23 protein-coding genes and 1 pseudogene are annotated in these 23,903 nt (G+C 66.8%); 17 read left to right on the top strand and 7 right to left on the bottom strand.

Going from position 1 to position 23,903, the window contains the following annotated elements; translation table 11 throughout:
- Positions 1-55: 55 nt before the first annotated feature.
- The gene (locus tag CCZ28_RS23160) at positions 56-310 is read right to left on the bottom strand and encodes a hypothetical protein (protein WP_140221075.1); all 255 of its coding nucleotides are present in this window, start codon (positions 308-310) and stop codon (positions 56-58) included.
- A 175-nt stretch (positions 311-485) separates the two neighbouring features.
- Here CCZ28_RS23160 and CCZ28_RS23155 point away from each other — a divergent pair, with 175 nt between their 5' ends.
- The 3 genes from CCZ28_RS23155 to trmA all read left to right on the top strand — a co-directional run bounded on the left by CCZ28_RS23155 (position 486) and on the right by trmA (position 4,627).
- Positions 486-1,877, top strand: a complete 1,392-nt coding sequence (locus CCZ28_RS23155; RefSeq protein ID WP_140221074.1) for a DHA2 family efflux MFS transporter permease subunit — start codon at positions 486-488, stop codon at positions 1,875-1,877.
- 123 nt (positions 1,878-2,000) lie between these two features.
- Entirely contained in the window at positions 2,001-3,296 is a 1,296-nt protein-coding gene (locus tag CCZ28_RS23150) for an NCS2 family permease (RefSeq protein ID WP_140221073.1), read from the top strand.
- A gap of 242 nt (positions 3,297-3,538) precedes the next feature.
- Positions 3,539-4,627, top strand: coding sequence for a tRNA (uridine(54)-C5)-methyltransferase TrmA (gene trmA, locus CCZ28_RS23145; protein WP_140221072.1), 1,089 nt, complete (start codon positions 3,539-3,541; stop codon positions 4,625-4,627).
- A 119-nt stretch (positions 4,628-4,746) separates the two neighbouring features.
- Here the strand turns inward: trmA and CCZ28_RS23140 are convergent, their stop codons facing one another.
- Positions 4,747-6,102 carry an OprD family porin gene (locus CCZ28_RS23140; RefSeq protein WP_140221071.1) on the bottom strand — a complete coding sequence of 452 codons (1,356 nt, stop codon included), beginning with the start codon at positions 6,100-6,102 and terminating at the stop codon, positions 4,747-4,749.
- Positions 6,103-6,251: 149 nt separating this feature from the next.
- Between CCZ28_RS23140 and CCZ28_RS23135 the strand changes: the two genes are divergently transcribed.
- Positions 6,252-7,187, top strand: coding sequence for a DNA/RNA non-specific endonuclease (locus CCZ28_RS23135; protein ID WP_140221070.1), 936 nt, complete (start codon positions 6,252-6,254; stop codon positions 7,185-7,187).
- Here the strand turns inward: CCZ28_RS23135 and CCZ28_RS23130 are convergent.
- Positions 7,184-8,365, bottom strand: a complete 1,182-nt coding sequence (locus CCZ28_RS23130) for an MFS transporter (protein ID WP_140221069.1) — start codon at positions 8,363-8,365, stop codon at positions 7,184-7,186. The genes CCZ28_RS23135 and CCZ28_RS23130 overlap by 4 nt on opposite strands.
- Before the next feature lie 96 nt (positions 8,366-8,461).
- Between CCZ28_RS23130 and CCZ28_RS23125 the strand changes: the two genes are divergently transcribed.
- A complete protein-coding gene (locus CCZ28_RS23125; RefSeq protein WP_140221068.1) occupies positions 8,462-9,019 on the top strand; it encodes a TetR/AcrR family transcriptional regulator in 558 nt (185 codons plus the stop codon).
- A 231-nt stretch (positions 9,020-9,250) separates the two neighbouring features.
- On the opposite strand, the gene CCZ28_RS23120 is transcribed toward CCZ28_RS23125, so the two are convergent.
- Together CCZ28_RS23120 and CCZ28_RS23115 are read right to left on the bottom strand one after the other, a co-directional pair.
- On the bottom strand, positions 9,251-10,261 hold the full coding sequence (locus CCZ28_RS23120) for a hypothetical protein (RefSeq protein WP_140221067.1): 1,011 nt from the start codon (positions 10,259-10,261) through the stop codon (positions 9,251-9,253).
- A 112-nt stretch (positions 10,262-10,373) separates the two neighbouring features.
- Positions 10,374-11,723 (bottom strand): Nramp family divalent metal transporter, encoded by a 1,350-nt coding sequence (locus tag CCZ28_RS23115; RefSeq protein WP_140221066.1) that lies wholly within the window; start codon positions 11,721-11,723, stop codon positions 10,374-10,376.
- 217 nt (positions 11,724-11,940) lie between these two features.
- Here CCZ28_RS23115 and mntR point away from each other — a divergent pair, with 217 nt between their 5' ends.
- From mntR to CCZ28_RS23080, 8 genes and pseudogenes are all read left to right on the top strand, one after another.
- Positions 11,941-12,390 (top strand): manganese-binding transcriptional regulator MntR, encoded by a 450-nt coding sequence (gene mntR, locus CCZ28_RS23110; protein ID WP_140221065.1) that lies wholly within the window; start codon positions 11,941-11,943, stop codon positions 12,388-12,390.
- Between the two features lie 107 nt (positions 12,391-12,497).
- A pseudogene (locus CCZ28_RS25250) lies at positions 12,498-13,274 on the top strand (PAS domain-containing protein); the annotation flags it as partial.
- The gene (locus CCZ28_RS25245; protein ID WP_437179243.1) at positions 13,269-13,811 is read left to right on the top strand and encodes a methyl-accepting chemotaxis protein; all 543 of its coding nucleotides are present in this window, start codon (positions 13,269-13,271) and stop codon (positions 13,809-13,811) included. The pseudogene CCZ28_RS25250 and the gene CCZ28_RS25245, both read left to right, overlap by 6 nt.
- A gap of 207 nt (positions 13,812-14,018) precedes the next feature.
- On the top strand, positions 14,019-14,864 hold the full coding sequence (locus CCZ28_RS23100) for a sugar phosphate isomerase/epimerase family protein (RefSeq protein ID WP_140221063.1): 846 nt from the start codon (positions 14,019-14,021) through the stop codon (positions 14,862-14,864).
- Positions 14,865-14,874: 10 nt separating this feature from the next.
- Positions 14,875-15,909: an isopenicillin N synthase family dioxygenase gene (locus CCZ28_RS23095; protein WP_140221062.1), complete on the top strand. Its 1,035-nt coding sequence runs from the start codon at positions 14,875-14,877 to the stop codon at positions 15,907-15,909.
- Positions 15,910-15,937: 28 nt separating this feature from the next.
- Positions 15,938-16,732: an ABC transporter substrate-binding protein gene (locus CCZ28_RS23090; protein ID WP_140221061.1), complete on the top strand. Its 795-nt coding sequence runs from the start codon at positions 15,938-15,940 to the stop codon at positions 16,730-16,732.
- Positions 16,733-16,787: 55 nt separating this feature from the next.
- On the top strand, positions 16,788-18,338 hold the full coding sequence (locus tag CCZ28_RS23085) for an amino acid ABC transporter permease/ATP-binding protein (RefSeq protein WP_140221060.1): 1,551 nt from the start codon (positions 16,788-16,790) through the stop codon (positions 18,336-18,338).
- The gene (locus CCZ28_RS23080; RefSeq protein ID WP_140221059.1) at positions 18,335-19,087 is read left to right on the top strand and encodes a class II aldolase/adducin family protein; all 753 of its coding nucleotides are present in this window, start codon (positions 18,335-18,337) and stop codon (positions 19,085-19,087) included. Before CCZ28_RS23085 ends, CCZ28_RS23080 begins: the two co-directional genes overlap by 4 nt.
- On the opposite strand, the gene CCZ28_RS23075 is transcribed toward CCZ28_RS23080, so the two are convergent.
- Together CCZ28_RS23075 and CCZ28_RS23070 are read right to left on the bottom strand one after the other, a co-directional pair.
- A complete protein-coding gene (locus CCZ28_RS23075; RefSeq protein ID WP_140221058.1) occupies positions 19,084-20,244 on the bottom strand; it encodes an MFS transporter in 1,161 nt (386 codons plus the stop codon). The two genes, CCZ28_RS23080 and CCZ28_RS23075, sit on opposite strands and share 4 nt — an antisense overlap.
- A complete protein-coding gene (locus tag CCZ28_RS23070; protein ID WP_140221057.1) occupies positions 20,244-20,777 on the bottom strand; it encodes a GNAT family N-acetyltransferase in 534 nt (177 codons plus the stop codon). Before CCZ28_RS23070 ends, CCZ28_RS23075 begins: the two co-directional genes overlap by 1 nt.
- Before the next feature lie 64 nt (positions 20,778-20,841).
- On the opposite strand from CCZ28_RS23070, the gene CCZ28_RS23065 reads away from it, so the two are divergent.
- From CCZ28_RS23065 to arsC, 4 genes are all read left to right on the top strand, one after another.
- Positions 20,842-21,765 carry a LysR family transcriptional regulator gene (locus tag CCZ28_RS23065; RefSeq protein ID WP_140221056.1) on the top strand — a complete coding sequence of 308 codons (924 nt, stop codon included), beginning with the start codon at positions 20,842-20,844 and terminating at the stop codon, positions 21,763-21,765.
- Between the two features lie 58 nt (positions 21,766-21,823).
- Complete coding sequence (locus CCZ28_RS23060; RefSeq protein ID WP_140221055.1) at positions 21,824-22,147, top strand: ArsR/SmtB family transcription factor; 324 nt, start codon at positions 21,824-21,826, stop codon at positions 22,145-22,147.
- Between the two features lie 85 nt (positions 22,148-22,232).
- Positions 22,233-23,279 (top strand): ACR3 family arsenite efflux transporter, encoded by a 1,047-nt coding sequence (gene arsB / locus CCZ28_RS23055; RefSeq protein WP_140221423.1) that lies wholly within the window; start codon positions 22,233-22,235, stop codon positions 23,277-23,279.
- Entirely contained in the window at positions 23,276-23,701 is a 426-nt protein-coding gene (arsC, locus tag CCZ28_RS23050) for an arsenate reductase (glutaredoxin) (RefSeq protein ID WP_140221054.1), read from the top strand. Before arsB ends, arsC begins: the two co-directional genes overlap by 4 nt.
- Positions 23,702-23,903 lie beyond the last annotated feature (202 nt).

The raw sequence follows: 23,903 nt of genomic DNA, 5'->3' as shown, positions 1-23,903 counted from the left end.
GGTTTGGACCCCAGGGTCAGGGGAAAAGCTCCACGCTTACCTCCAGCGTTGCGCCTCAGCTCGCCCGGCAGTCCTCCCCGGACTTCACCAGGGTGAGCACCAGGGGCAGCTGACGCGAGCGATGGGAGGAGAAGGCATCCAGAGAACAACTCAGTCGATAGGCTTGCTGAGTCAGGCGTGAGGTCTCTTGGCGCAGGGTCAGGAAGTTGAGGAAATAGCGCTGGTGCTGTCGCTTGGCCTGGCAACCACGTTCGAGCAGGCGCCTGGCCTCCGCCATTACCAGAATGTGGCGGTCTATCACGTCCTTCATGCAACGGCTTCCTCGTAACGATGACAACAATCGAACCCGCTTTTTTCTCGACTGTAGCAGCTGGCCGAACAGGCGATGGAAAATCCCCTGACTTTTTCAGCCACCCCACCAGACTGGCGTACTCGACTACGCCTCAGGCAGAGTAATCCACCCTCCCAGGCCAGAGAAAAGACTCATGGAACGTTGGAAGATTCTCGCCTGCCTGGTGAGTTTCACCTTCTTCATGGAAAACCTCGATGCCACCGTGATCGCCACGGCCCTGCCGCAGATGGCGGCGACCTTCGGCCGCGATGCGGTGGATCTCAATCTCGGTATCAGCGCCTACCTGCTGGCCATCGCCGTGGGCATCCCGGTGAGCGGCTGGATCGCCGAGCGCTTCGGCCCCCGGCCGGTCTTTACTCTGGCTATTGGCCTCTTCACCCTGGCCTCGCTGCTCTGTGGTCTGGCCCAATCCCTGGAGCAGTTCATCGCGGCCCGCGTCCTCCAGGGCCTCGGCGGCGCCCTAATGGTGCCGGTGGGGCGCCTGGTGGTCCTGCAGGTGACGGAAAAGCATGAGCTGGTGCGCGCCATCGCCCTCATCACCTGGCCGGGTCTGGTGGCACCGGTGCTCGGCCCACCCCTGGGTGGCCTGATCACCACCTATGCCGACTGGCGCTGGATCTTCTATCTCAACCTGCCACTGGGACTGATCGCCCTGGTACTGGCCTGGCGGCTGGTACCCACCACGCTGCCGACCCGGCGTCACCCGCTGGACTGGCAGGGCTTTCTGCTCTTGGGTGGCGCCTGCGTAGCCTTCATGTGGGGCGTCGAGCGCCTCGGTCAGAACCATGGCAGCCTGGGCAGCAACCTGGCCTGGATGGGGGTTGGACTGATCCTCGGCACCAAGGCGGTGCGGCACATGGCCCGGATCGAGCGTCCACTGATCGATTTTGGCACACTGCGCATCCCGACCTATCGCGCCTCCATCCTCGGCGGCGGCCTGTTCCGCGTCACCATCGCCACCGCGCCCTTCCTGCTGCCCTTGATGTTCCAGCTCGCCTTCGGTCTGGATGCCTTCCAGGCCGGGCTACTGCTCCTGGCGCTGTTCGCCGGCAACCTGGCGGCCAAGCCCTTCACCACCGCCGCCATGCGCCGCTTCGGGCTGCGCCGCATCCTCACCGTCAACGGCCTGCTCAGCGCCCTGAGCCTGCTCGCCTGCGGGCTGCTCACCCCCGCCTGGCCGTTGCCGCTGGTGGCGATCCTGCTGTTCGCCAGCGGCCTGTTCCGCTCGCTGCAATTCACCGCCAGCAATACCCTGGCTTTCGCCGACGTCCCCAAGACGCAGCTGAGCCATGCATCCACCCTGTTCAGTACCAATTTCCAGTTGGCCATGGGCTTGGGCGTGGCCGTCGCCGCCCTGCTGCTACGGGCGTCGATGGAGTGGCATGGGCACCTCGATCCACAGTTGTCCGACTTTCGGCTAGCCTTTTGCATAGTGGCCGTGCTCGGCATCCTGAGCACCCTGGATGCCTTCCGCCTGGCCCGCAACGCAGGCGCTTCGGTCAGCGGTCACACCGCTAAAAGCTGACCGACCGGACAGTGCTCTAGCGGATGCCGATTTGGGGGTAGGCCCTAGGTCTTACCCGTGTTAAACGACCTGTTATGATGCGCGCCGTTTTTTCCGATCAGACCGGCGCGCACGAGGCATCCCATGCTGGAAAGACTCTTCCAACTCAAGGCTCACAACACCTCCGTCCGCACCGAGCTGCTGGCCGGGGTGACCACCTTCCTGGCCATGGCCTACATCCTGTTCGTCAACCCGAGCATTCTCGGCGCGACCGGCATGGACAAGGGCGCGGTCTTCGTCGCCACCTGCCTCGCCGCGGCCATCGGCTCGGCGCTCATGGGACTGATCGCCAACTATCCCATCGCCCTCGCCCCGGGCATGGGCCTCAACGCCTTCTTCACCTATACCGTGGTGCTGCACCTGGGCCATACCTGGCAGGTCGCCCTGGGTGCGGTGTTCCTCTCGGCGCTGATGTTCTTCCTGCTGTCGATCTTTCGCATCCGCGAATGGATCATCAACAGCATCCCGCTGCCACTGCGCTCGGGTATCGCTGCCGGCATCGGCCTGTTCCTGGCGCTGATCGCCCTGCAGACCGCCGGCATCGTGGTGGGTAACCCGGCCACCCTGGTCGGCCTCGGCGATCTGTCCAAGCCGGGTCCGTTGCTGGCCATCCTCGGCTTCTTCCTGATCGTCGTGCTGGAGGCCCGCAAGGTCACCGGCGCGGTGCTGATCGGCATCCTCGCGGTCACCGTCATCGCCATCGCCCTGGGCGTCACCGCCTTCGGCGGCGTGGTGTCGATGCCGCCGTCGCTGGCGCCGACCTTCCTGCAGCTGGACATCAAGGGCGCCCTGGACGTCGGCCTGATCAGCGTGATCTTCGCCTTCCTGTTCGTCGACCTGTTCGACAACTCCGGCACCCTGATCGGCGTGGCCAAGCGCGCCGGTCTGATGGGCAAGGACGGCCACCTGCCGAAGATGGGCCGCGCCCTGATCGCCGACAGCTCCGCCGCCATGTTCGGCTCGCTGCTGGGCACCTCCACCACCACCAGCTACATCGAGTCCGCCGCAGGCGTCTCCGCCGGTGGCCGTACCGGCCTCACCGCCGTGGTGGTGGCCGTGCTGTTCCTGCTGGCTCTGTTCTTCGCCCCGCTGGCGGGCAGCGTGCCCGCCTTCGCCACCGCCCCGGCGCTGTTCTTCATCGCCGTGCTGATGGCGTCGGGCCTGGCCGAGATCGACTGGGACGACCTGACTACCGCCGCCCCGGTACTGGTCACCGCCCTGGCCATGCCGCTGACCTATTCCATCGCCAACGGCATCGCCTTCGGCTTCATCACCTGGACCGTCCTCAAGCTGCTCTCCGGCCGTACCCGCGAGCTGAATTCGGCCCTGATCGTCCTGTCGATCCTGTTCGTCATCAAGCTGGGCTGGTTCAACGCCTGAGCCCTACCCTCGGGGCTCCGGCCCCGAGGGTTTTCCCGCCCTAGCACCGGCTCGAAGGTCGAAAAGGTCGCGGCTCACCAGCCCAGCCTGGTCGGCCCGGTCGGCATGCGCCTTGACCCCGTGTAAACTTGCCCGCGAGCCCGCTCCCCCTCCTCAGCCCTCTTCGCGGGGCCGCCTAGGCCTGATTTGTCTCTAGCTCGCGAGACGTTGAACAGACTCTTATCGCCCGCCCGGATCTATCCATGTCCCAACCCTCCTTCGTTCCTGCCGACTACCAGACCCAGCTCGACGCCAAGGCCGCCCGCCTGCGCGAGTTGCTGGCGCCCTTCCAGGCACCCGCGCCCGAGGTGTTCGCCTCGCCACTGCAGCACTACCGGCTGCGCGCCGAATTCCGGCTCTGGCGGGAAAACGAGGAACGCCACTACGCCATGTTCGCGCCGGGCGACAAGCACACGCCGATCCTCATCGAGGCATTCCCCATCGCCAGCCAGCGCATCAACGAGCTGATGCCGCGTCTCAAGGCCGGCTGGCAGGCTGACGTGGCCCTGTCGTTCAAGCTGTTCCAGGTGGAATTCCTCACCACCCTGGCCGGCGATGCCCTGATCACCCTCGCCTACCACCGCCCGCTGGACGCCACCTGGCAAGCCGCCGCCGAGCGCCTGGCCACCGATCTCGGCGTCAGCCTGATCGGCCGCTCACGCGGGCAACGCCTGGTGATCGGCCGCGACCATGTGATCGAAGAACTGGAGGTAGCTGGGAAGACGTATCGCTATCTGCAACCGGAAGGTGGCTTCACCCAGCCCAACGGCACGGTCAATCAGAAGATGCTGACCTGGGCCCACACCGCCCTGGGCGAGCGAGGGGACGACCTGCTGGAGCTCTACTGTGGCAACGGCAACTTCACCCTGCCGCTGGCCAGCCGTGTGCGCCAGGTGCTGGCCACCGAGGTGAGCAAGACCTCGGTCAACGCCGCCCTGCACAACCTGGCCAGCAATGGCGTGGACAACGTCACCCTGGTGCGTCTGTCCGCCGAGGAACTGACCCAGGCGCTCAACGAGGTACGGCCCTTCCGCCGCCTGGCGGGCGTGGATCTCAAGAGCTACGACTTCGGCACCGTCTTCGTCGACCCGCCCCGCGCCGGCATGGACCCAGACACCTGCGAGCTGACCCGCCGCTTCGAGCGCATCCTCTATATCTCCTGCAACCCGGAGACCCTGGCCGAGAACATCGCCCAACTCCAGGACACCCACCGCATCACCCGCTGCGCCCTGTTCGACCAGTTCCCCTGGACGCACCATATGGAAAGCGGCGTCTTGCTGGAGCGGCGCTGAGGCCGGGGCTTGAAATCCCCTCTCCCTCTGGGAGAGGGCTAGGGTGAGGGAAGCCCAACAGGTCCTGCACCCTTGTTGGGCTTCACTGACGCTCAACCCTATCTACAGAGAGCCGCCAATCAAAGGATGTTCAACGGATACTCGGTGATCAGCCGCGTCTCGGCCACGGTGCCGCCGGTGCTCTGGCTGCCGGAATGCCAGGCTTGGCGCAGGCGGAAGCTGAGGTTCTTGGCCGGACCATTCTGGAGGACGTACTTGGCTTCCAGATCGGTCTCGTGTTCCTTCTCGCCATCGCCATAAAGACCGGCGTAGGCCGAATCGGCGGGCAGATGGGTGCCGTCGATGCCGCTGCCGCGGGTATGGCGCACCATCAGGCTCAGGCCCGGCACGCCGTAGCTTTCCAGGTTCAGGTCGTAGCGCGCCTGCCAGCTGCGTTCGCCCGGACCGTTGAAGTCGGAGAACTGCATCGAGTTGCCGAGCAGGATGGAATCGCCATAGGAGCCCGGCACCGGCGCGCCGAAGACCGCGTAGTCGAAGGGTTCGTCGCCGTGGATGCGCTGATGCACCAGGGTGAAGGTATGGGCGCCGGTCTGGAAGGCGGCGGCCAGCGACCAGGCGGTGTTGTCGATGCTACCGGCCTTGGCGCTGCCGGCATCCAAGGTGCGATAGAGGTTGGCGTCGAAGGTCAGGCTCTGCTCGGCGGCCAGCGGCAGCACGTAGTTGAGGTTACCGTAGTACTGGTTCCAGACGTCTTCGAAGTGCCCGGCGTAGAGCGAGGTACTGAAGTGATCGCTGAACTTGTAGACGCCCCCGGCATAGCTGGCGGAAGACGTCTCGACCCCGGCGTAGCCGGCATAGATGCCGCCGTCCGAACTCGTCATGCGCGGCGCCGTACCGGCGGTGAAGTGACCGCCTTCCAGCAGCAGGTGATCGACCTCCTGGCTCACCAGGCTCCACCCACGGGCGGTCTGGGGAAACAGCCAGTTGCCGCCCGCCGCCAGTACCGGCGCCGTGGGTTGCTGGTCGCCGTATTTGAGTACGGTATTGGAAACGCGCAGCTTGACCGCCGCCCCGCCCCGGCTGAATTCGTCCCGCTGGCTGCCATCGCCGTCCATTGGCAGGTTGGGCGTGTTGGCGTGGCCATCGCTGCCGTCCAGCTTGAGCCCCAGATAGCCGAAGGCATCCACGCCGACGCCGACCGTGCCCTGGGTGAAGCCCGAGGTGTAGTTGAGCAGGAAGGCCTGGGTCCAGCTGCGCGGATCGCGGCTGTTGCGCGGCTCGGCGCCGTGGCCATCGCCTTCGTTCTGGCGCAGGTAATAGTAGTTGCGCAGCAGCAGGGTCAGGTCGCCGTCCTCGACGAAGCCCTTGGCGTCGGACTGTTGGCTGGCCAGGGCGGCGCCGGTGAGGAGCAGGCCGGGCACGCCCAGCAGCCAGGCCCGCGGGCGGGCGAAAGAGGAAAACAGCGCTAGCGTCATGGGCGTCTCACTCGCAGAGTTCGTCATTGAAATCGTTAGGTAGCGAATGAGTTTGCCAGCTTTTACCCGTAGCTTGAATGACGACTGTCATCATTTGGCAATGCCGCTATGCTGCGCTGAGACTTCAGGCTCACCTCCAGGGAGTGCTCATGTCCGCTCAGCCTTTCGTCGTCGATCTCGCCTACCGCCCCCGCCTCGCCGATTTGCGCCCCCTGGTGCCTGACGCGGCCAGCGGACTGCGCGGCGGTCCAAGAATCACGCCCGCCGCCGACTTGGCGGACCGCCAAGGCTATAACGCCGACTTTCTCGGCGATTTCCAGGTGCCCTGGCCCAAGCCGAGCGCGACCCTCGCCAGCGACGTCTATCCCCTACCCGACTCCGCGGATCGCCTCGACTACACCCATTTTTCCGTGGCCCTGTCGCGGAGCCGACGGATGGCACTCTGGGTGGGCGTCAACATCGACGGCGGCCCGGCGGTGGAGGTGCCGCGCAGTCGCGATGCCTGGGCCTACGATGGCCGGGTGCCGCTGGACGCCCAATTGGGCGACGAGCTCTATGCCGACAACCTGCTCGATCGCGGCCACCTGGTGCGCCGCCAGGACCCCAACTGGGGACCCGAGGCCACTCAGGCCAACCGGGATACCTTCCACTTCACCAACTGTGCGCCGCAGATGGCCGCCTTCAACCAGAAGACCTGGCTGGAGTTGGAGGACTATATCCTCGACCACACCCAGCGCTGGCAGGCGCGGGTGACCGTCTTCAGCGGACCGGTGCTGCGCGCCGATGATCGTGCCTATCGCGACGCCCGGATTCCCGAAGCCTTCTGGAAGGTGGTGGCCTTTCTCGGCGACGACGGCAAACCCTCCGCCAGCGCCTATCTGATCGACCAGCGCCGCGAGCTGGACGAGCTTTCCATCGCCTTCGGCCGCCTGCGCACCTACCAGTGCAGCGTGTTGAGCATCCAGCAACTGACCGGCATCGACTTCGGCCAGTTGGCCGACTACGACGGCTTCTCCAACGAAGAGCGCGCCACCGGCACGCCAGTCGAACGGGCCATCTTCGGCCCGGCCGATATCCGTCTTTAACCTGGCTGCACGCAAGGACGCGGCGCGCTATTGCGCAGCCCCAATAGCGCCAGCAGGATCAACCCGGCCAGGTACAGCTGGGCGGCGCCCTTGAGTCCCAGCCAGGGCACCAGGGCACTGACCGCCAGGGCCGGTACGCAAAACGCCAGGTAGCTCAAGACATAGAAGGCCGCCAGCAGGCCGGCACGCTGATCCGGTTCGGCCAGGGGCAGCAGGCTGCGGGTAGCACCGAGAAAACCGCTGCCGAAGCCGACGCCGGTCACCAGGGTCCCCAGGGCGAACAGCCCGAGTTGACCGCTGACCACTGCCAACCAGAGCAGCGCCGGGCCGAGGACCAGAGTGACCGCGCCGAGGCGCAGCAAACGTGGCGCCGGCCAGAGCCGCAGGCCATGCAGACAGGCGGCGCCGGTGAGGGTCAGGCCGGCCACCACCCCACCCCCGACCAAGATCGAGGAGCTGCCGGTGGCCGCCTTGATCAGTCCCGGCATCAGCGACAGATAGAAACCACCCACCGCCCAGACCGCCAGCTCCAGCGGCAACACCCGCCACAGCATGGCCCGCGCCTGGGGCGGGACCGCCAGTTGCGGACGCAAGGCGGCGAGCAATCCGGGCCGCCGCGCCAGGGTGTCGGGTAGCCGCAGCAGCAACAGTCCCTGCACCACGAAGAACGCCAGGAACAGCCGATAGACCAGTTGCAGCGGCGCGGGGGCGAATTCCACCAGCAGGCCACAACCCAGCGCACCGACGGCCATGCCCAGCAGCGGCGCCAGGCTGTTCAGCCAGGGCCCGCGCTCGCGATCCACGTCGAGCAAGGCGGCGCCCAGGGCACTGGTGGCGATCCCGGTCGCCAGCCCCTGTACGGCCCGGGCGACCACCAGATCCGCCAGGCCCTGGGCCTGATGGAACAGCAGCATGGCCAAGGCTTCCAAGACCAGGGCGCCCAGGATCACCGGTCGCCGGCCCAGATGATCGGACAGTCGCCCGCCCACCAGCAGCGCGGCCAGCAAGGCCAAGGCATAGACCGCGAACACCCAGGTCAGCCAGAAGGTCGAGAAACCCCAGGCCTGCTGGTAGCTGGCATAGAGCGGTGTCGGCGCACTGGAGGCGGCGAGGAAGGTCAGGAGCATCGCGCCGAGCAAGGTCAGACGAGCCCGGGAGGAGACTGATGCCAAGGTCATGGCCACCACCTAAAAGCTAAATAATAGCTTTAGAGCCTGAGCCTTTTGCCCAGCAAAAGCAATGCGTTTGCGTTAAGGCACGGGTATCCTGTCGGCATGACCATCAAGCAAGCCCGCCCCGGCGGCCGCAGCACCCGCGTCCAGCAAGCCATCCACGAAGCCGTCCTGGCACTGTTGCAGGAACAGCCGCGTGACTCCCTGACCGTGCCCCTGATCGCCGCTCGTGCCGGGGTCACGCCCTCCACGCTCTACCGCCGCTGGGGCAATCTGCCCAGCCTGCTGGCCGACGTCGAGCTGCAACGCCTGCTTCCGGATCAGCCGCCGGAAGATACCGGCAGCCTGAGAGGCGATCTCGAGCTCTGGCTCGAACACTATGTCGACGACCTGGCTTCGACGCCCGGCCAGGCCATGCTCAGGGATTCCCTGGCGGCCACCGATCCCGGTTGCGCGGTGCGCTGCACCGAGCCGACCCGGGAACGCCTGGAGCTCATGCTCGAACGGGCCCGGGCGCGCGGCGAGCCGGCGCCCAGCCTGGAAGCCCTGATGGACGGCCTGGTCGCCCCGCTGGTCTATCGGACGCTGTTTCGCGCCCAGCGGCCCGATAGCCAACTGTGCCAGAGCCTGCTTGCCCGGGTGCTGCGCCCGGACGTCTAAGAGCCTGTTCAAAATCTGCTGCGCGTCGGCCAAACGGCGTTGAAAATGGCTTCGGAATGCTCATTTACCACTTGTAAACTCCGCTTCCTCAGCCATTTTCGCCTTGTTTGGCTCTAGCTCGCGAGATTTTGAACAGGCTCTAACGAAAACCGCTGTCTCGAAAACGCCGATGCCCGAACCTGGTCCGGTTCGGGCATCGAGTCGACCTTTCGGCCTTGCTGAAACGCTCGGTTAGACGGCAACTACCTTGTTGGCCGGCTGGGTACGACGACCCAGGGCACCACCCACGGCACCGACGACACCGCCAACGATCAGGCTGATCAGCAGCACCCAACTGGCCTGGGAGACCTTGCGCGCGGCTACATCGGCGGCTTCACGGGCCTTCTGCTCGGCCTGGGCCTTGAGCTCCTGGTACTTGGCATAGGCCTGTTGATAGGTCTGCTGGGCCTTGTCGACGATGGCATTGGCCTCGGCGTCGCTCTTGCCGGTACGGGCCTTGATCAGGTTGACCAGCGCCTGACGGTCGGCGGCGTTCCAGGCCTGGTCGCCACGCTGCTTCAGGCGATCCAGCAGGGCGCTCAGTTGATCATCGGTCTGCTGCGGATTGTTGGCACTGTTCTCGGCGGTGTTCTTGGCATCCTGCTCGGCGCCCTGGGCCTGCTGCTGGAGATTCTCCGGCTGCAGCGCGGGTTTGCCGGTCTGGCGCAGTGCGGTTTCCAGCTCATTCTGCAGATCGCTCAGGTCGAACTGCACGCCCTGCTGACGCAGTTGGTCCTGCACCTGATTGGTCAGGGCCGGCGCGGCCTGGGAAATACCGCTGCCGATCATCGACAGGCCACTGCCTGCCACGTTGAGACCGGTGCGCACCACGCCGCTCACGGCGCTGGATACCAGATAGACGCTGACCAGGGTCACCGTAGCCCAGACCAGGATGCCGTGCAGGGCGCCTTCGCGTTGTGCCAGGCGGCCGGCGATCCAGGCGCCGACGAAGACCGAGATCACGGCGCTGACGCCGACCCAGATGCCGGTGCCCGTACCCAGGCCGGACAGCGGATTGGCTTCCTGTTGCGGATCGATGGAGGCCGAGCCGATGGCGGTGCCGAGCAGGCTGAGCAGCAGCGAAACGGTCAGGGCGATCACCACCCCGGCCAGGATCGAACTCCAGGAGATGCGCTTGAGCAGCGGCGCGGTGGCGGTGCCAGGGGCAACGTAGGCGGCAGTGGTGTGGTTGTCGTAGGACATGGCAAGTGCTCCGTAGAAGGATTAGCGAGAACTTATTGTGGTAACGGATTGAGTCCGTCACGTCGCCTCAAGTTCCCACAACGGCACTCCAGAGCCTTTGCCAGGCCTTTTTTCAGTTGCCCAGCAGGGTATCCAGCAGCAGCTTCACGTTGAGCACCAGGATCAGTCCAGCCACCACCCAGGCCAGCACCTTGGTGACCCGGCCGATAGCGAAGGAGCCCATCAGCTGACGATCGGAGACGAAGCGCACCAGGGGAATCACCGCGAAGGGCAACTGCATGGACAGCACCACCTGGCTCAGCACCAGCAGCTTGGCCGTCCCGCTTTCACCATAGAGAGCGGTCACCACCACCACCGGGATCACGGCGATGCCGCGGGTGATCAGTCGCCGCGCCCAGTCGGGAATGCGCAGCGACAGGAAGCCTTCCATGACGATCTGCCCGGCCAGGGTCGCGGTCACGGTGGAATTGATGCCCGAGGCCAGCAGCGCCACGGCGAACAGCAGCGAGGCGATGCCGATCCCCAGCATGGGTGACAGCAGGTGATAGGCGTCCTGGATCTCGGCCACGTCGGTACGCCCAGCGCTGTTGAACACCGCGGCCGCGGTGATCAGGATGGCGGCGTTGACGAACAGCGCCAGCATCAGCGCCAGGGTGCTGTCGGCCACCGCCCAGCGCAGGCCCATGCGCCGGCCTTGCTCGGTACGCGGATAGGCGCGGGTCTGCACGATGGACGAATGCAGGTAGAGGTTATGCGGCATCACCGTGGCACCGATAATGCCGATGGCCAGGTACAGCGCCGCCGGATTGGTGACCACCTCGGCCTTGGGCAGGAAGCCATCCAGCACGGCGGCGATGGGCGGTTGCGCCAGTACCATCTGTACCCCAAAGCAGATGAAGATCAGCGTCAATAGGGCGATGACGAAGGCCTCCAGCCAACGGAAGCCCCGATTCATCAGCAACAGGATGAGAAAGACGTCCAGCGCGGTGAGGATGGCGCCCCACACCAGGGGAATGCCAAAGAGTAGATTGAGGGCGATGGCGGTGCCGATCACCTCGGCCAGATCGCAGGCGATGATCGCGATTTCGCAGGCGATCCACAGCAAAAAGCTCACCGGCCGCGAATAGCGCGCCCGGCACGCCTGGGCCAGGTCCAGTCCGGTGGCGATGCCCAATCGCGCGGCCAGCGCCTGCAGCAGGATGGCCATGAGATTGGAGATGAGGATCACCGACAAGAGCAGGTAGCCGAATTGCGAGCCGCCGGCCAAGTCCGTGGCCCAGTTGCCCGGATCCATGTACCCCACCGAGATCATGTAGCCCGGCCCGAGGAAGGCCAGCAGGCGACGGAACCAGGAGCCGTCCTTGGGCACCGGCACACTGGCGTTCATCCGCCCCAGGCTGGGCCGGACGGGGGCCGCGGGCTCCTGCCAGGCAGGCTCGACGTAGTGGGCAGATTCTTTCATGGCGGGCTCGTGCAGCGGGATAGGACTACCCTTTGGAGAATTTAGCCTAGGCTAAAATTCACACATCCGGCAATAAAAAATCTCTATCTCAGCTGTCGATAACGCCCATTGGTAAAGGAAACTTTGGTATTCGCCCGTAACTCGGTCAAAATGGCGCCCGGGCGCTTCCCGTCGAAGCGCCACAGGTCTTGCGGAGAAGGTCACTCAGGTGGGCAACATGACTAAGGACGACGAACTGCTGAATCGGTTGGTCGATCCATCCATTCACATGGAAGGTTTTCAACAGGTCCGCGAGGCGCATCGTCAGGAGCTGATCGAAGACTACGTGGAGCTCATCTCGGACCTCATTCGAGACGGTGGCGAGGCGCGCCAGGTGGACATCGCCGCCCGGATCGGCGTCGCCCAACCGACCGTGGCCAAGATGCTCAAGCGCCTGGCCGCCGCCGGCCTGATCGTGCAGCGGCCCTATCGCGGCGTCTTCCTCACCCCCGAAGGCGAAGCCCTGGCCGAAGCCAGCCGGGCGCGTCACCATGTGGTGGAAACCTTCCTGCTGACCCTGGGCGTGGACGCCGACACCGCGCGCCGTGACGCCGAAGGCATGGAGCACCATGTCAGCGAAGCCACCCTGGAAATGTTCCGCCGCTTCATCGCCAGCCAGCAGCGCTAAGCGGGCGTCTTCGTCTGAGCGAAAGTCGCCAGGCGCTCCCCTTCAGAAAATCGCGGCACCGTCGAAGTAATAGAGGCCACACCCCTTACTCTCTGCCGGTGCCTGCCATGTTCAATCGCCACCTCAAGACCGAACTCGCCCAGCTGCGTGCTGAGGTCGCCGAATTGCGTCAGCTGCACGCGGGCTTCGAAAGCCAGGCGCTGAGCCTCACTCTGGATGACCGCGGTCATGTCGCCCAGGCCAACGAGCGTTTCTGCCGGGAGATGGGCTATCGAGTCGAATCCTTGGTGGGCCGGCCGCTGGACGACTTCATCCCCGACTACGTCAAGCAACTACCCTGCTATCGCGAACTCAAGAGCGCCTTCAGCCAGGGCATCCAGACCAGCGGCATGTACCGGCTGCTGCGCGCCAATGGCCAGGAGGCCTGGCTCTATGCCACCTGGCAACCGCTGCGCGATGCCCAGGGCCACATCCACAAGACCATCTGCTACGCCAACGACCGCACCGAGCAGGTGGAGACCGCTACCGAGCATTCCGGCCTGATCAACGCCCTGTTGAGATCCACCGCCGTGATCGAATTCAACCTGGCCGGCGAGGTGCTCACCGCCAATGATCGCTTCCTGCAAGGCATGGGCTATTCCCTGGCGCAGATCCAGGGCAAGCACCACCGGCTGTTCTGCAGCAGCGAGGAAGCCAATTCCGCCGAGTACCAGGCCTTCTGGGCGCGGCTGAACCGTGGCGAATTCATCGCCAGCCGCTTCAAGCGCCTGGACAGCCACGGCCGCACGGTCTGGCTGGAAGCCTCCTACAATCCCGTACTCAACACCCGCGGTGAACTGTACAAGGTGGTCAAGTTCGCCACCGTCATCACCGAACAGGTGGAACAGGAACAGGCGGTGGCCGATGCCGCCAAGGTGGCCTTCGACATCTCCCAGCAGACCGACGAGAGCGCCCGCCAGGGGGCCGAGGTGGTGCAGGACACCGTGGCGGTGATGCGCAAGATCGCCGAGGAATTGCAGGTAGCCTCCAATGGCATCGAGGCGTTGGGCGAGCAATCGCTGGTGATCAGCACCATCGTCAAGACCATCAGCGGCATCGCCGAGCAGACCAACCTGCTGGCGCTCAACGCCGCCATCGAAGCCGCCCGCGCTGGCGAGCAGGGTCGTGGTTTCGCCGTGGTGGCCGACGAGGTCCGTCAATTGGCCGGCCGCACCAGCAAGGCCACCGAGGAGATCGTCGGGGTGGTCCAGCAGAACCAGCAACTGGCGCAGACCGCCGTGGCCAATATGGCGGCGAGCAAGCTCCAGGCGGAACAGGGCCTGGAACTGGCCAACGCCGCCGGTGCCCGCATCACCGAGATCCAGGACGGCGCCCAGCGGGTGGTCGGCGCAGTGGGTCAGTTCGCCCAACGCTTGAGCTGAGTCCCGCCCCGCACAGGCGGTGACGGTCGTCTTGCCGTTGCCGCCTTCAGTTGAGAAATTTCTGAAGTAAGTATTTGCCGCCGCCTATTCAATGGCGGTCCCGCCCCCCGCAGAATCGCTCACGGCACCTAGCCAGCAGAGCTGCGGCCACTTCCTCTTCTCGCCACTGCCATCACCCCGACCCGAACCTGGGAGGCAGTCGCCCGCATGAAACTCGATCTCTTCCGCTCCCTCTGGGGTTACGCCGACCAGCGTGCCAGCGCCTGTCGCGAGGCCCGCGCCTCAGGCTTCGTCGGTATCGAGGCACGGCTGCCGCAGACCGGTGCCGAGCGCCGCGAGCTGGGCGCCCTGCTCGCCGGCGAGGGCCTGGACTACATCGCCATCATCTTCACCGGCGGCTCGGTGCTGCCTGATCAGGCCCTGACGCCGGCCGAGCACCTGCGCGATCTGGAGCGCCAACTGGACGCCTCCGCCGAACTGGCGCCGCGCTTCGTCAATGTGCTGGCCGGCAATGATCGCTGGTCCACCCACCAGCAGCTGGACTTCTTCGGCCAGGCTCAGGAAATCGCCCGCCGTGGCGGCCACCTGTGCAGCTTCGAGACCCACCGCGCGCGTTGCCTGGCCACGCCCTGGGTCACCCTGGAGGTGGCGCGCCAACTGCCCGAATTGCTGTTCACCACCGACATCAGCCACTGGGTGGTGGGCTGCGAACGGCTGCTGGACGATCCCGCCGACGACCTCGACGACTTCATCAGCCGCGTCCACCACATCCAGGCCCGGGTCGGTTACGACCAGGGCCCCCAGGTGCCCCACCCCGCCGCGCCGGAATACGCCCGCGAACTGGCCTTCCACCAGAGATTCTGGGCGGCGGTCTGGCGCGCCCAGCAGGAGCGCGGCTATCCGGTGACCACCCTCACGCCCGAATTCGGTCCCGATGGCTACACCTTCCGCCTGCCCTTCACCGGCATTCCCATCGCCGATCTCTGGGAGCTTAACCGCTGGATGGCCGACAACCAGCGCGACCAGTTCCAACGCTTTCTCCAGGACCGCTAAGGAGCCCACCATGCCAGACGCCCAAGACACCGCCTTTCAGTCCATCCCGGTGGTGGACATCGCCGGTCTGTTCAGCCCCGACCTGGCGCAGCGCCAGGCCGTCGCCGCCGAACTCGGCCAGGCCGCCCGCGAGGTGGGCTTTCTCTACATCCGCAACCATGGCCTGGACCCCGCGTTGATCGAGGGCCTGCGCCAGGCGGCGCGGGATTACTTCGCCCAGCCACTGGCCGCCAAGATGGGCCACTACATCGGCAGCTCCGCCTCGCACAAGGGCTTCGTGCCCGAGGGCGAGGAGATCTACGGCACCGGTAAGCCCGATCACAAGGAGGCCTTCGACGTCGGCTTCGAGGTGGCGGCCGACGACCCCCTGGTGCTGGCCGGCACCCCGCTGCTCGGCCCCAATGCCTGGCCCACGCTGCCCGGTTTTCGCGAGCGGGTGCAGGCCTATTACGCAGCGGCCTTCGCCCTCGGCCGTCAACTGTTCCGCGGCTTCGCCCTGGCACTGGAGCTGCCGGAGGACACCTTCGATGCCCTGGTCAGCCGGCCGCCGTCCAAGCTGCGGCTGATCCACTACCCCTTCGACGCCAGCGCCGAGGACGCCCCCGGCATCGGCGCCCATACCGACTACGAGTGCTTCACCATCCTGCTGGCCGACCAGCCGGGCCTGGAGGTGATGAACGAAGCCGGCCAGTGGATCGATGCCCCGCCGCTGGACGGCGCCCTGGTGGTGAACATCGGCGACATGCTGGAGGTGATGACCGCCGGCGCCTTCATCGCCACCGCCCACCGGGTGCGCAAGGTCAAGGCCGAGCGCTATTCCTTCCCGCTGTTCTACGCCTGCGACTACCACACGCGCATCGAGCCGCTACCCCAGTTCGCCGCGGACGCCGAGGGCTACGAGGCCCTGGCCATCGGCGAGCACATGTGGAGCCAGGCGCTGCAGACCTACAGCTATCTGCGCGCCAAGGTCGCCGCCGGCGAGCTGGCGCTGCCGGAGCGCGCGCGCAAGACCGCGACGTTCGGCCATCTGAAGAACCACGCCTGACCATAACGACAACCCCCGGAGCATCCCCATGAACATCCTGCGCAAATCCCTGAGCGTCATCCTGCTGGGCAGCCTGGCCTGCGCGGCCCAGGCCGAGGTCAAGACGGTCACCCCCGGCGTGCTGAAGGTCGGCATGGACATCACCTATCCGCCCTTCGAATCCTTCGACGGCGACAAGGTGGTGGGCTCCGATCCGGACTTCGCCAGCGACCTGGCCAAGCAACTGGGACTCAAGGCCGACTTCGTCAACACCGAGTTCGCCGGACTGATCCTGGGGCTCAAATCCAACCACTTCGACACCGTGATCTCCGGCATGTACATCACCCCGGAGCGCACCGCCCAGGCCCTGGCCATCCCCTATGCGCGCACCGGCGCGGCCATCATGACCAAGGCCGGCGCTGCCAAAGAACCCAAGGTACCGGAGGATCTCTGCGGCCTGAAGGTCGGCCTGCAACGGGGCACCACCTGGGTCGCCAAGCTGCAGAAACTCTCCGCCGACTATTGCGTGCCCCAGGGCAAGGGCGCCATCGCCGTCAGCGAATTCCCCTCCGCGCCCGAGGCGACCCAGGCCATGCTGGCTGGCAACGTGGACGCCCAGATGGAGATCGGCGGCGCGGCCAGCCAGATCGTCGAGCGCTCCCGTGGCCGGGTGCGCATCACCTCGCCGGAGCTGGTGTACAAGGAGACCCTGGGTATCTACCTGCGCAAGGACAACGAGGCCCTGAAGCAGGCCCTCGAAGAGGCCTTCGCCAAGGTGCGGGCCTCCGGCGAGTACGCCGCCCTGCTGAAGAAGTACAACCTGGAAGACGTCCCGGCGAACTGAGCGAGGAGCCGAACCGCCGCGGCCCCGGCCGTGGCGGCGACGCCTGGTGATTCCCATGCAATTCGATTGGCCCTATTTCTTCTCGCTGTTCTCTCTGCCGGCGTTCTGGAAGGCCTGCATCACCGTGGTCGAGCTCAGCGGCCTGGCCTGGTCGATCGGCCTGGCGCTGGGCTTCCTGGTGGCCTCGGCGCGGCTGCACGGGCCGGCCTGGCTGCGCTGGCCGCTGGGCGGCTACATCTGGTTCTTTCGCAGCGTGCCCCTGCTGGTGCTGGTGGTGTTCGTCTACAACCTGCCGCAACTGCTGCCGATGAGCGGCCCGCTGCTGTCGAATCCCTTCGTTTCCGGGTTGTTCGCCCTGGTGCTCACCGAAACCGCCTACATGGCCGAGATCCATCGCGGTGGCCTGCTGGCGGTGGCCAAGGGGCAGCGTGAGGCAGGTCGCGCCCTGGCCCTGGGCACCCTGAGCATCCAGCGGCTGATCGTCATTCCCCAGGCGCTACGCATCGCCCTGCCCACCCTGATCAACGAATACATCACCGTGGTCAAGCTGACCTCGCTGATCTCGGTGATCTCCCTGACCGAAATCCTCAAGGTCGGCCAGCAACTCTATGCCGCCAACTTCCTGGTGTTGGAGACCCTGGCCGCGGTGGCCGTCTACTACGTGCTCATCGTCACCCTGTTCGGCTGGCTGCTGCAGGCGCTGGAACGCGGCCTGGACCTCAACCGGCGCCGCCCGGGCACCCTCGATGCCCAGGCCGAAGCCGAGTTGCGCGCTAGCCTGCCCGGTGCCGCCGGCCCGCGCTTCCCCACCCCGCGCCCAGGCGATCCGCCCGCCCTGGAACTGCGCGGCGTGCGCAAGCGCTACGGCGCCCAGGAGGTGCTCAAGGGCATCGATCTCAAGGTCGGCCGCGGCGAGGTGCTGGCGCTGATCGGCCCCTCGGGCTCGGGCAAGACCTCGCTGATCCGCACCCTCAACGGCCTGGAAAGCCTGGACGCCGGCGAGATCCTGCTGTTCGGCGAGGGCTTCATCCGCGCCGGTGAGCGCACGCCCCGGCGCCGGCTGCGCGAAGGCCTGCAGCACCTGGGCATGGTGTTCCAGAGCTTCAACCTCTTCCCCCACCTGAGCCTGCTGGGCAACGTCAGCCTCGCCCCCCGTCAGCATCGCCAGGCCGAGGCCGGCGAGTTGCGTCGACGCGCCCTGGCGATGCTGGACAAGGTCGGCCTGCTGGCCCACGCCCACAAGTACCCGCACCAGCTTTCCGGCGGCCAGCAGCAGCGCGTCGCCATCGCCCGCGCCCTGGCCATGGCGCCGGACATCATGCTGTTCGACGAACCCACCTCGGCGCTGGACCCCGAGTTGGTGGGCGAGGTGCTCAAGGTGATCCGCACCCTGGCCGACGAAGGCATGACCCTGCTGATCGTCACCCATGAGATGGACTTCGCCCTGTCCATCGCCGACCGGGTGATCTTCATGGAAAACGGCGTGATCCACACCGATGCCGCGCCCCAGGCGATCCGCCAGGGTCATTGCGATCCGCGCATCCGCCAGTTCATGGGCCTGACCGCCCCCGCCGCTACCTCTGTCGCCGAGGAGATCACGACATGAACAGCTCCGACCTGCGTCCCGGCGAATGGCAGGCGCGCTGCGACCTGGCGGCGCTGTACCGGCTGATCGCCCACTACCGCATGACCGACCTGATCGACACCCATATCACCCTGCGCCTGCCGGGGACGAGCGAGCTCTTCCTGATCAACAGTTACGGGGTGCCCTTCGAACGCATGACCGCCAGCGACCTTGTGCTGATCGACCTGGACGGCCGTCCCCAACCCGGTCCTTTCGGTGAGCAACGGGTCAACGCCGCCGGCTTCGTCATCCACTCGGCCATCCACGCCGCGCGCCCCGACCTGCACTGCGTGATCCACACCCACACCGCCGCCGGCATGGCGGTAGCAGCCCAGCGCGACGGCCTGCTGCCGCTCACCCAGCACGCCCTGAAGTTCCATGGCCACCTGGCCTACCACACCTACGAAGGCATCGCCCTGTCGCTGGACGAACGCGCCCGGCTGGTCGCCGACCTTGGACCCCATAAGGCCATGATCCTGCGCAACCATGGCCTGCTGGTGGGCGGCGCCACCCCGGCGGAGGCCTTCCACGAGATCTACTTCCTGGAGCGCGCCTGCCAGGCGCAGATCCAGGCCCTGGCCGGTGCCGTGGCGCTGCACTATCCCAGCAAAGCCGTCTGCCAGCACACCGCCGCGCAATTCCAGGCCGACGGCGCCGAAGGCCTGATTGACCTGGCCTGGCAGGCAGCCCTGTCGCTGATCGAGGACCAGCGCCAGGACTGGTGTCGCTAGCCCACCGACACTCGTCGCTGCCCCAGCAAGCCCACCGCGGCCAGGGTCACCCCCAGGCTGACCAGCAGGCACAGGCCGAGCAGGCCGCGGTCGCCCCAGTGCTCCCGGGCCAGGGCATAGCACCAGGGCGCGGCCGCCGAGAGCAGGAAGCTCGGCGCCAGCAGCTTGCCGGTCAGCCGGGCATAGAGCGCCCGGTCGAACAGCTCCAGCGGCAGACTGGCGCGCAGCACCGCCACCAGGCCGTTGAGGGCGCCATAGAGCAAGACGAAGACGGCGGTGAGCACCAGATGGCCTTCGCTCGCCAGCGCCAGGGCGAAACTCAAGGGCAACCCCAGGCCGAGCAGCAGATTGAGCTGGCGCGCCGCCAGCCGCTGATTCGAGGCCAGCTCCGCCAGCCGCGCGCAGACCTGGCCGATGCCCCAGAGCGCCGCCACCTCCACCGGCACACCGCGCTCGGCCAGCAAGGCCGGCAGATGAGCCGACAGCCCGGCGGAGAGAAAGCCAATCAGCGCCATGCCGGTGGCGAACAGCACCCCCGCCCACCGTGGCGAGGTGCCGGCGGCCAAGGGCGGCAGGTCGGCAGTGGGCAAGCGCCCCCGCATATTGGGCAGCGGCAGCAGGAGCAGCAGACCGGCCAGGGCGATAGCCGCATAGACCACCAGGCCCAGCCGCCAGCCCAGCATTTCCAGCAACCAATGCCCCAGTGGCCAGAACACCGCCGAGGCCAGGCCACCCAGCAGGGTGATGCGCACCATCACCGCCCGCGATCTGTCGCCGGCCAGTCGCGCCAGGGTGGCGAAGGCAGCGTCGTACAGTGACAGGCGCATCCCCACGCCCAGGACCACCCAGGCAAGGTAGAACAGTGGCGCCGAATGCGCCGCGGCGAGACCCAGGCAGCCGAGGCCATCCAGCACCAGGCCGAGTTGCAGGGTCCGGCAGCCACCCAGGCGCTCGATCACCGCGCCGCTGAAGGGCGACACCAGCCCCATGGTCAGCATGGCCAGGGAAAAACCGCCGTAGACCCAACGCGCCTCCCAACCCAGCCCCTCAGCCATCGCCGGGCCATAGACTCCGGGCAGATAGAAGGCCAGGCCCCAGGCCAGCAATTGCATCAGCCCCAGTTGCCAGATGGCGCGGTCGCTCGGCATCGGCGTCATCAACGGTTACCGGGCGTGCGGTCAGCCTCGCCGAGGCTGCGTTGCATGAGCACGGTATCCACCCAGCGCCCGTGCTTGAACCCCACTGCCTCGAAGGTCCCCACGGTTCGAAAGCCCAGGCGCCCATGCAGGGCGATGGAGGCCGCGTTGGCGTTGTCGCCGATCACCGCGACCAGTTGGCGAAAGCCCGCCGCCGTGCACGCCGCGATCACCTCTTCCAGCAGGCGCCGGCCGATGCCCTGGCCAGCCAGGCCTTCGCGTACGTACACCGAATCCTCCGCGGTATGGCGATAGGCCGGTCGCGGCCGGTAGAGCACCGCATAGGCATAGCCCACCACCTCGCCCTCCAGCTCCGCCACTCGGTAAGGCAGCCCCGCCTGACGCACGGCGGCGAGGCGACGCCCCAGCTCCGCCACATCGGGCGGCTCCATCTCGAAGCTGGCGCAGCCGTGCAGGACATGCTGCGCATAGATGGCCTGGATGGCCGGTAGATCGGCGGTGGTGGCGTCGCGCAGCTGCAGGGCGGTGTTCACGGGTTCTATCAGCCTAGGGTTCGATGGCGAGATCATGCCGGGACGGCCCAGCAAAGATAAAGCTATGCTCGGTTATCCCCGGTATAAGCGAAACCTTGGCATGGCCGAGCTCAATCTCACCCAGCTGCAGACCTTCGTCCAAGTAGTGGCCACCGGCAGCTTTTCCGCCGCCGCCGACCGCCTGGGCCTGAGCCAGCCGGCGGTCAGCCTGCAGATCCGCCAGCTGGAGCGGCGCTTGGGACTCAAGCTGCTGGAGCGTCTCGGGCGCAGCCTCAAGCCCACCGCCGCCGGCAGCCTGCTGCTCGACCACGCCGCGCGCATCCAGGCCGAGGTGGACCTGGCGCTGCAGGCGCTGGCCAGCCACGGCGCGACGGTCACCGGGCAGGTCGCCATCGGCACCGGTGCCACCGCCTGCATCCATCTGCTGCCACCCTTGCTCGGCCAGTTGCGCCAGCGCTTTCCACAGCTGGACGTGCGGGTCAGCACCGGCAACACCCTGGACGTACTGCGCGCGGTTGAAGATAACCGCCTCGACCTGGGCCTGGTCACCCTGCCGGCCAGCGGGCGCAACCTTGTGGTTGAGCCGCTACTGGAGGATGCCTTCGTCGCCCTGCTGCCGCCGGCCAGTCCGCTGCCGCAGCGCCCGCTCTCCCCAGCGGACCTGGCCGAGACGCCGCTACTGGCCTTCGAGACCGGCAGCAGCACCCGGCTGCTGATCGACGACTGGTTCCGCCGCGCCGGCCAGGCTAGCCGCCCGGTGATGGAGCTGGGCAGCATAGAGGCGCTCAAGGAGCTGGTGGCAGCGGGCCTCGGCTACAGCCTGGTGCCCGGCATCGCCGTGGCCACCGCGCACCATCGCCGCAGCCTGCGCGTCCAGCCCCTGGCACCGCCCCTGACCCGTACCCTGGCCCTGGTGTTACGCCGCGACAAACCCCTGAGTCGCGCCCTGCAACAGGTGCTGGAGGCACTGCGCCAGCTGCGCAGTTGATCGGCGCTCGACCCTGGCTTACCATCCAATGATTCAACGATCCTTGTATTATCGAATCATGCACGAAGAACTCGCCGTTTCCGCCCTCGCCGCCCTCGCCCATGCCCAGCGCCTGAAGGTCTTTCGCGCCCTGGTGGTCGCTGGCGCGGACGGCCTCATGCCCAGCCAGTTGGCCGACCAGCTCGAGGTGGCGCGCAGCAACCTGTCCTTCCACCTCAAGGAATTGGCCACGGCCGGCCTCGTCAGCGTGGAGCAACAGGGGCGCAACCTCATCTATCGCGCGGCCTACGACCAGATGAACGCCCTGCTCGGCTATCTCACCGAGCACTGCTGCGCCGGCACCGACTGTGCGGTCACCACCACCCCTCGCTGCCCATGCTGATCCCCGACAACCGCCCCGCCACCGACCGCCAGCGCCTGAACTCGCCATGACTACCGCACCCGCCTGCCCACCGGTCGCTGCCCCCATGAACGCCTTCGAACGCTACCTGAGTCTCTGGGTCGCGCTCTGCATCCTCGCCGGGATCGCCCTTGGCCAGTGGGCCCCCGAGGTCTTCCGCGGCATCGGGCGGCTCGAAGTGGCCCAGGTCAACCTGCCGGTCGGCCTGCTGATCTGGGTCATGATCGTGCCCATGCTGCTCAAGGTGGATTTCGGCGCCCTCGGCCAGGTACGCCAGCATTGGCGTGGGATCGGCGTCACCCTCTTCGTCAACTGGGCGGTCAAGCCCTTTTCCATGGCGCTGCTGGCCTGGCTGTTCATTCGCCAGCTGTTCGCTCCCTGGCTGCCAACGGACCAACTGGACAGCTACATCGCCGGCCTCATCCTCCTGGCGGCGGCGCCCTGCACGGCCATGGTCTTCGTCTGGAGTCGGCTCACCCAGGGCGATCCGCTGTTCACCCTGTCCCAGGTCGCGCTGAACGACACCCTCATGGTGTTCGCCTTCGCGCCCATCGTCGGCCTGCTCTTGGGGCTGTCGTCCATCGCGGTGCCCTGGGCCACCCTGCTGCTCTCGGTGGTCCTCTATCTGGTGCTGCCGGTGATCCTCGCCCAACTCTGGCGCCGCGCCCTGCTGCGCCGGGGCCAGGCCGCCTTCGAGCTCACCCTGGCCCGCCTCGGGCCGCTGTCGATGGCGGCGCTGCTGGCCACCCTGGTGCTGCTGTTCGCCTTCCAGGGCGAGGCCATCCTGGCGCAGCCGCTGGTGATCGCTCTGCTGGCCCTGCCCATCCTGATCCAGGTGCTGTGCAACTCGGCGCTGGCCTACTGGCTGAATCGCCTGGTGGGCGAGAGCCATAGCGTGGCCTGCCCCTCGGCGCTGATCGGCGCCAGCAACTTCTTCGAGCTGGCCGTGGCCGCCGCCATCAGCCTGTTCGGCTTCCACTCCGGCGCCGCCCTGGCGACCGTGGTGGGCGTCCTTATCGAAGTCCCGTTGATGCTGCTGGTCGTGCGCCTGGTGAACGGCTCGCGCGCCTGGTACGAACGCGGTTCCCCTGCCCTCCGTCGAGACCGTCCATGAGCAGCGCCATCACCATCTACCACAACCCCGCCTGCGGCACCTCGCGCAACACCCTGGGCCTGATCCGCAACAGCGGCGTCGAGCCGCAGGTCATCCACTACCTGGAGACCCCGCCCGACCGCGCGCACCTGGAACGGCTGATCGCCGCCCTGGGCATCCCGGTGCGCGACCTACTGCGCCAGCAGGGTACGCCCTATGCCGAGCTGGGTCTGGACGCTCCGCAGCTGAGCGATGCCGAGCTGATCGCCGCCATGCTGCGCCATCCCATCCTGATCAACCGACCCATCGTGGTGACGCCCCTGGGCACCCGTCTGTGCCGGCCTTCGGAACGGGTGCTGGAGATCCTGCCCGATCCCCAGCGCGGGCCCTTCGTCAAGGAAGACGGCGAGGTGGTGATAGTGCCTGCGGCCGCGCACGACTGAGCGACGTCAGGGCGTCCGCGGCGCCGCGCTAACGTCTCGGTCGGATCGGTGCCCTCCCGCGTCGCGCCGATCTCGGCCCGGCGCTGTTCACCTCAAGGCTCCAGGTGATGACGGGAGGATCACTCCTGCTGGTCCAACTGCTGGTCGCTTCGGCTGCTTGGCCATTGAACTTTTAGCGCACTACCGTTTGGCGGTATGCCAC

The sequence above is a fragment of the Pseudomonas oryzihabitans genome, from assembly GCF_006384975.1.
GTDB lineage: Bacteria > Pseudomonadota > Gammaproteobacteria > Pseudomonadales > Pseudomonadaceae > Chryseomonas > Chryseomonas psychrotolerans_B.
This window is presented reverse-complemented; position numbering and strand designations above follow the sequence as displayed.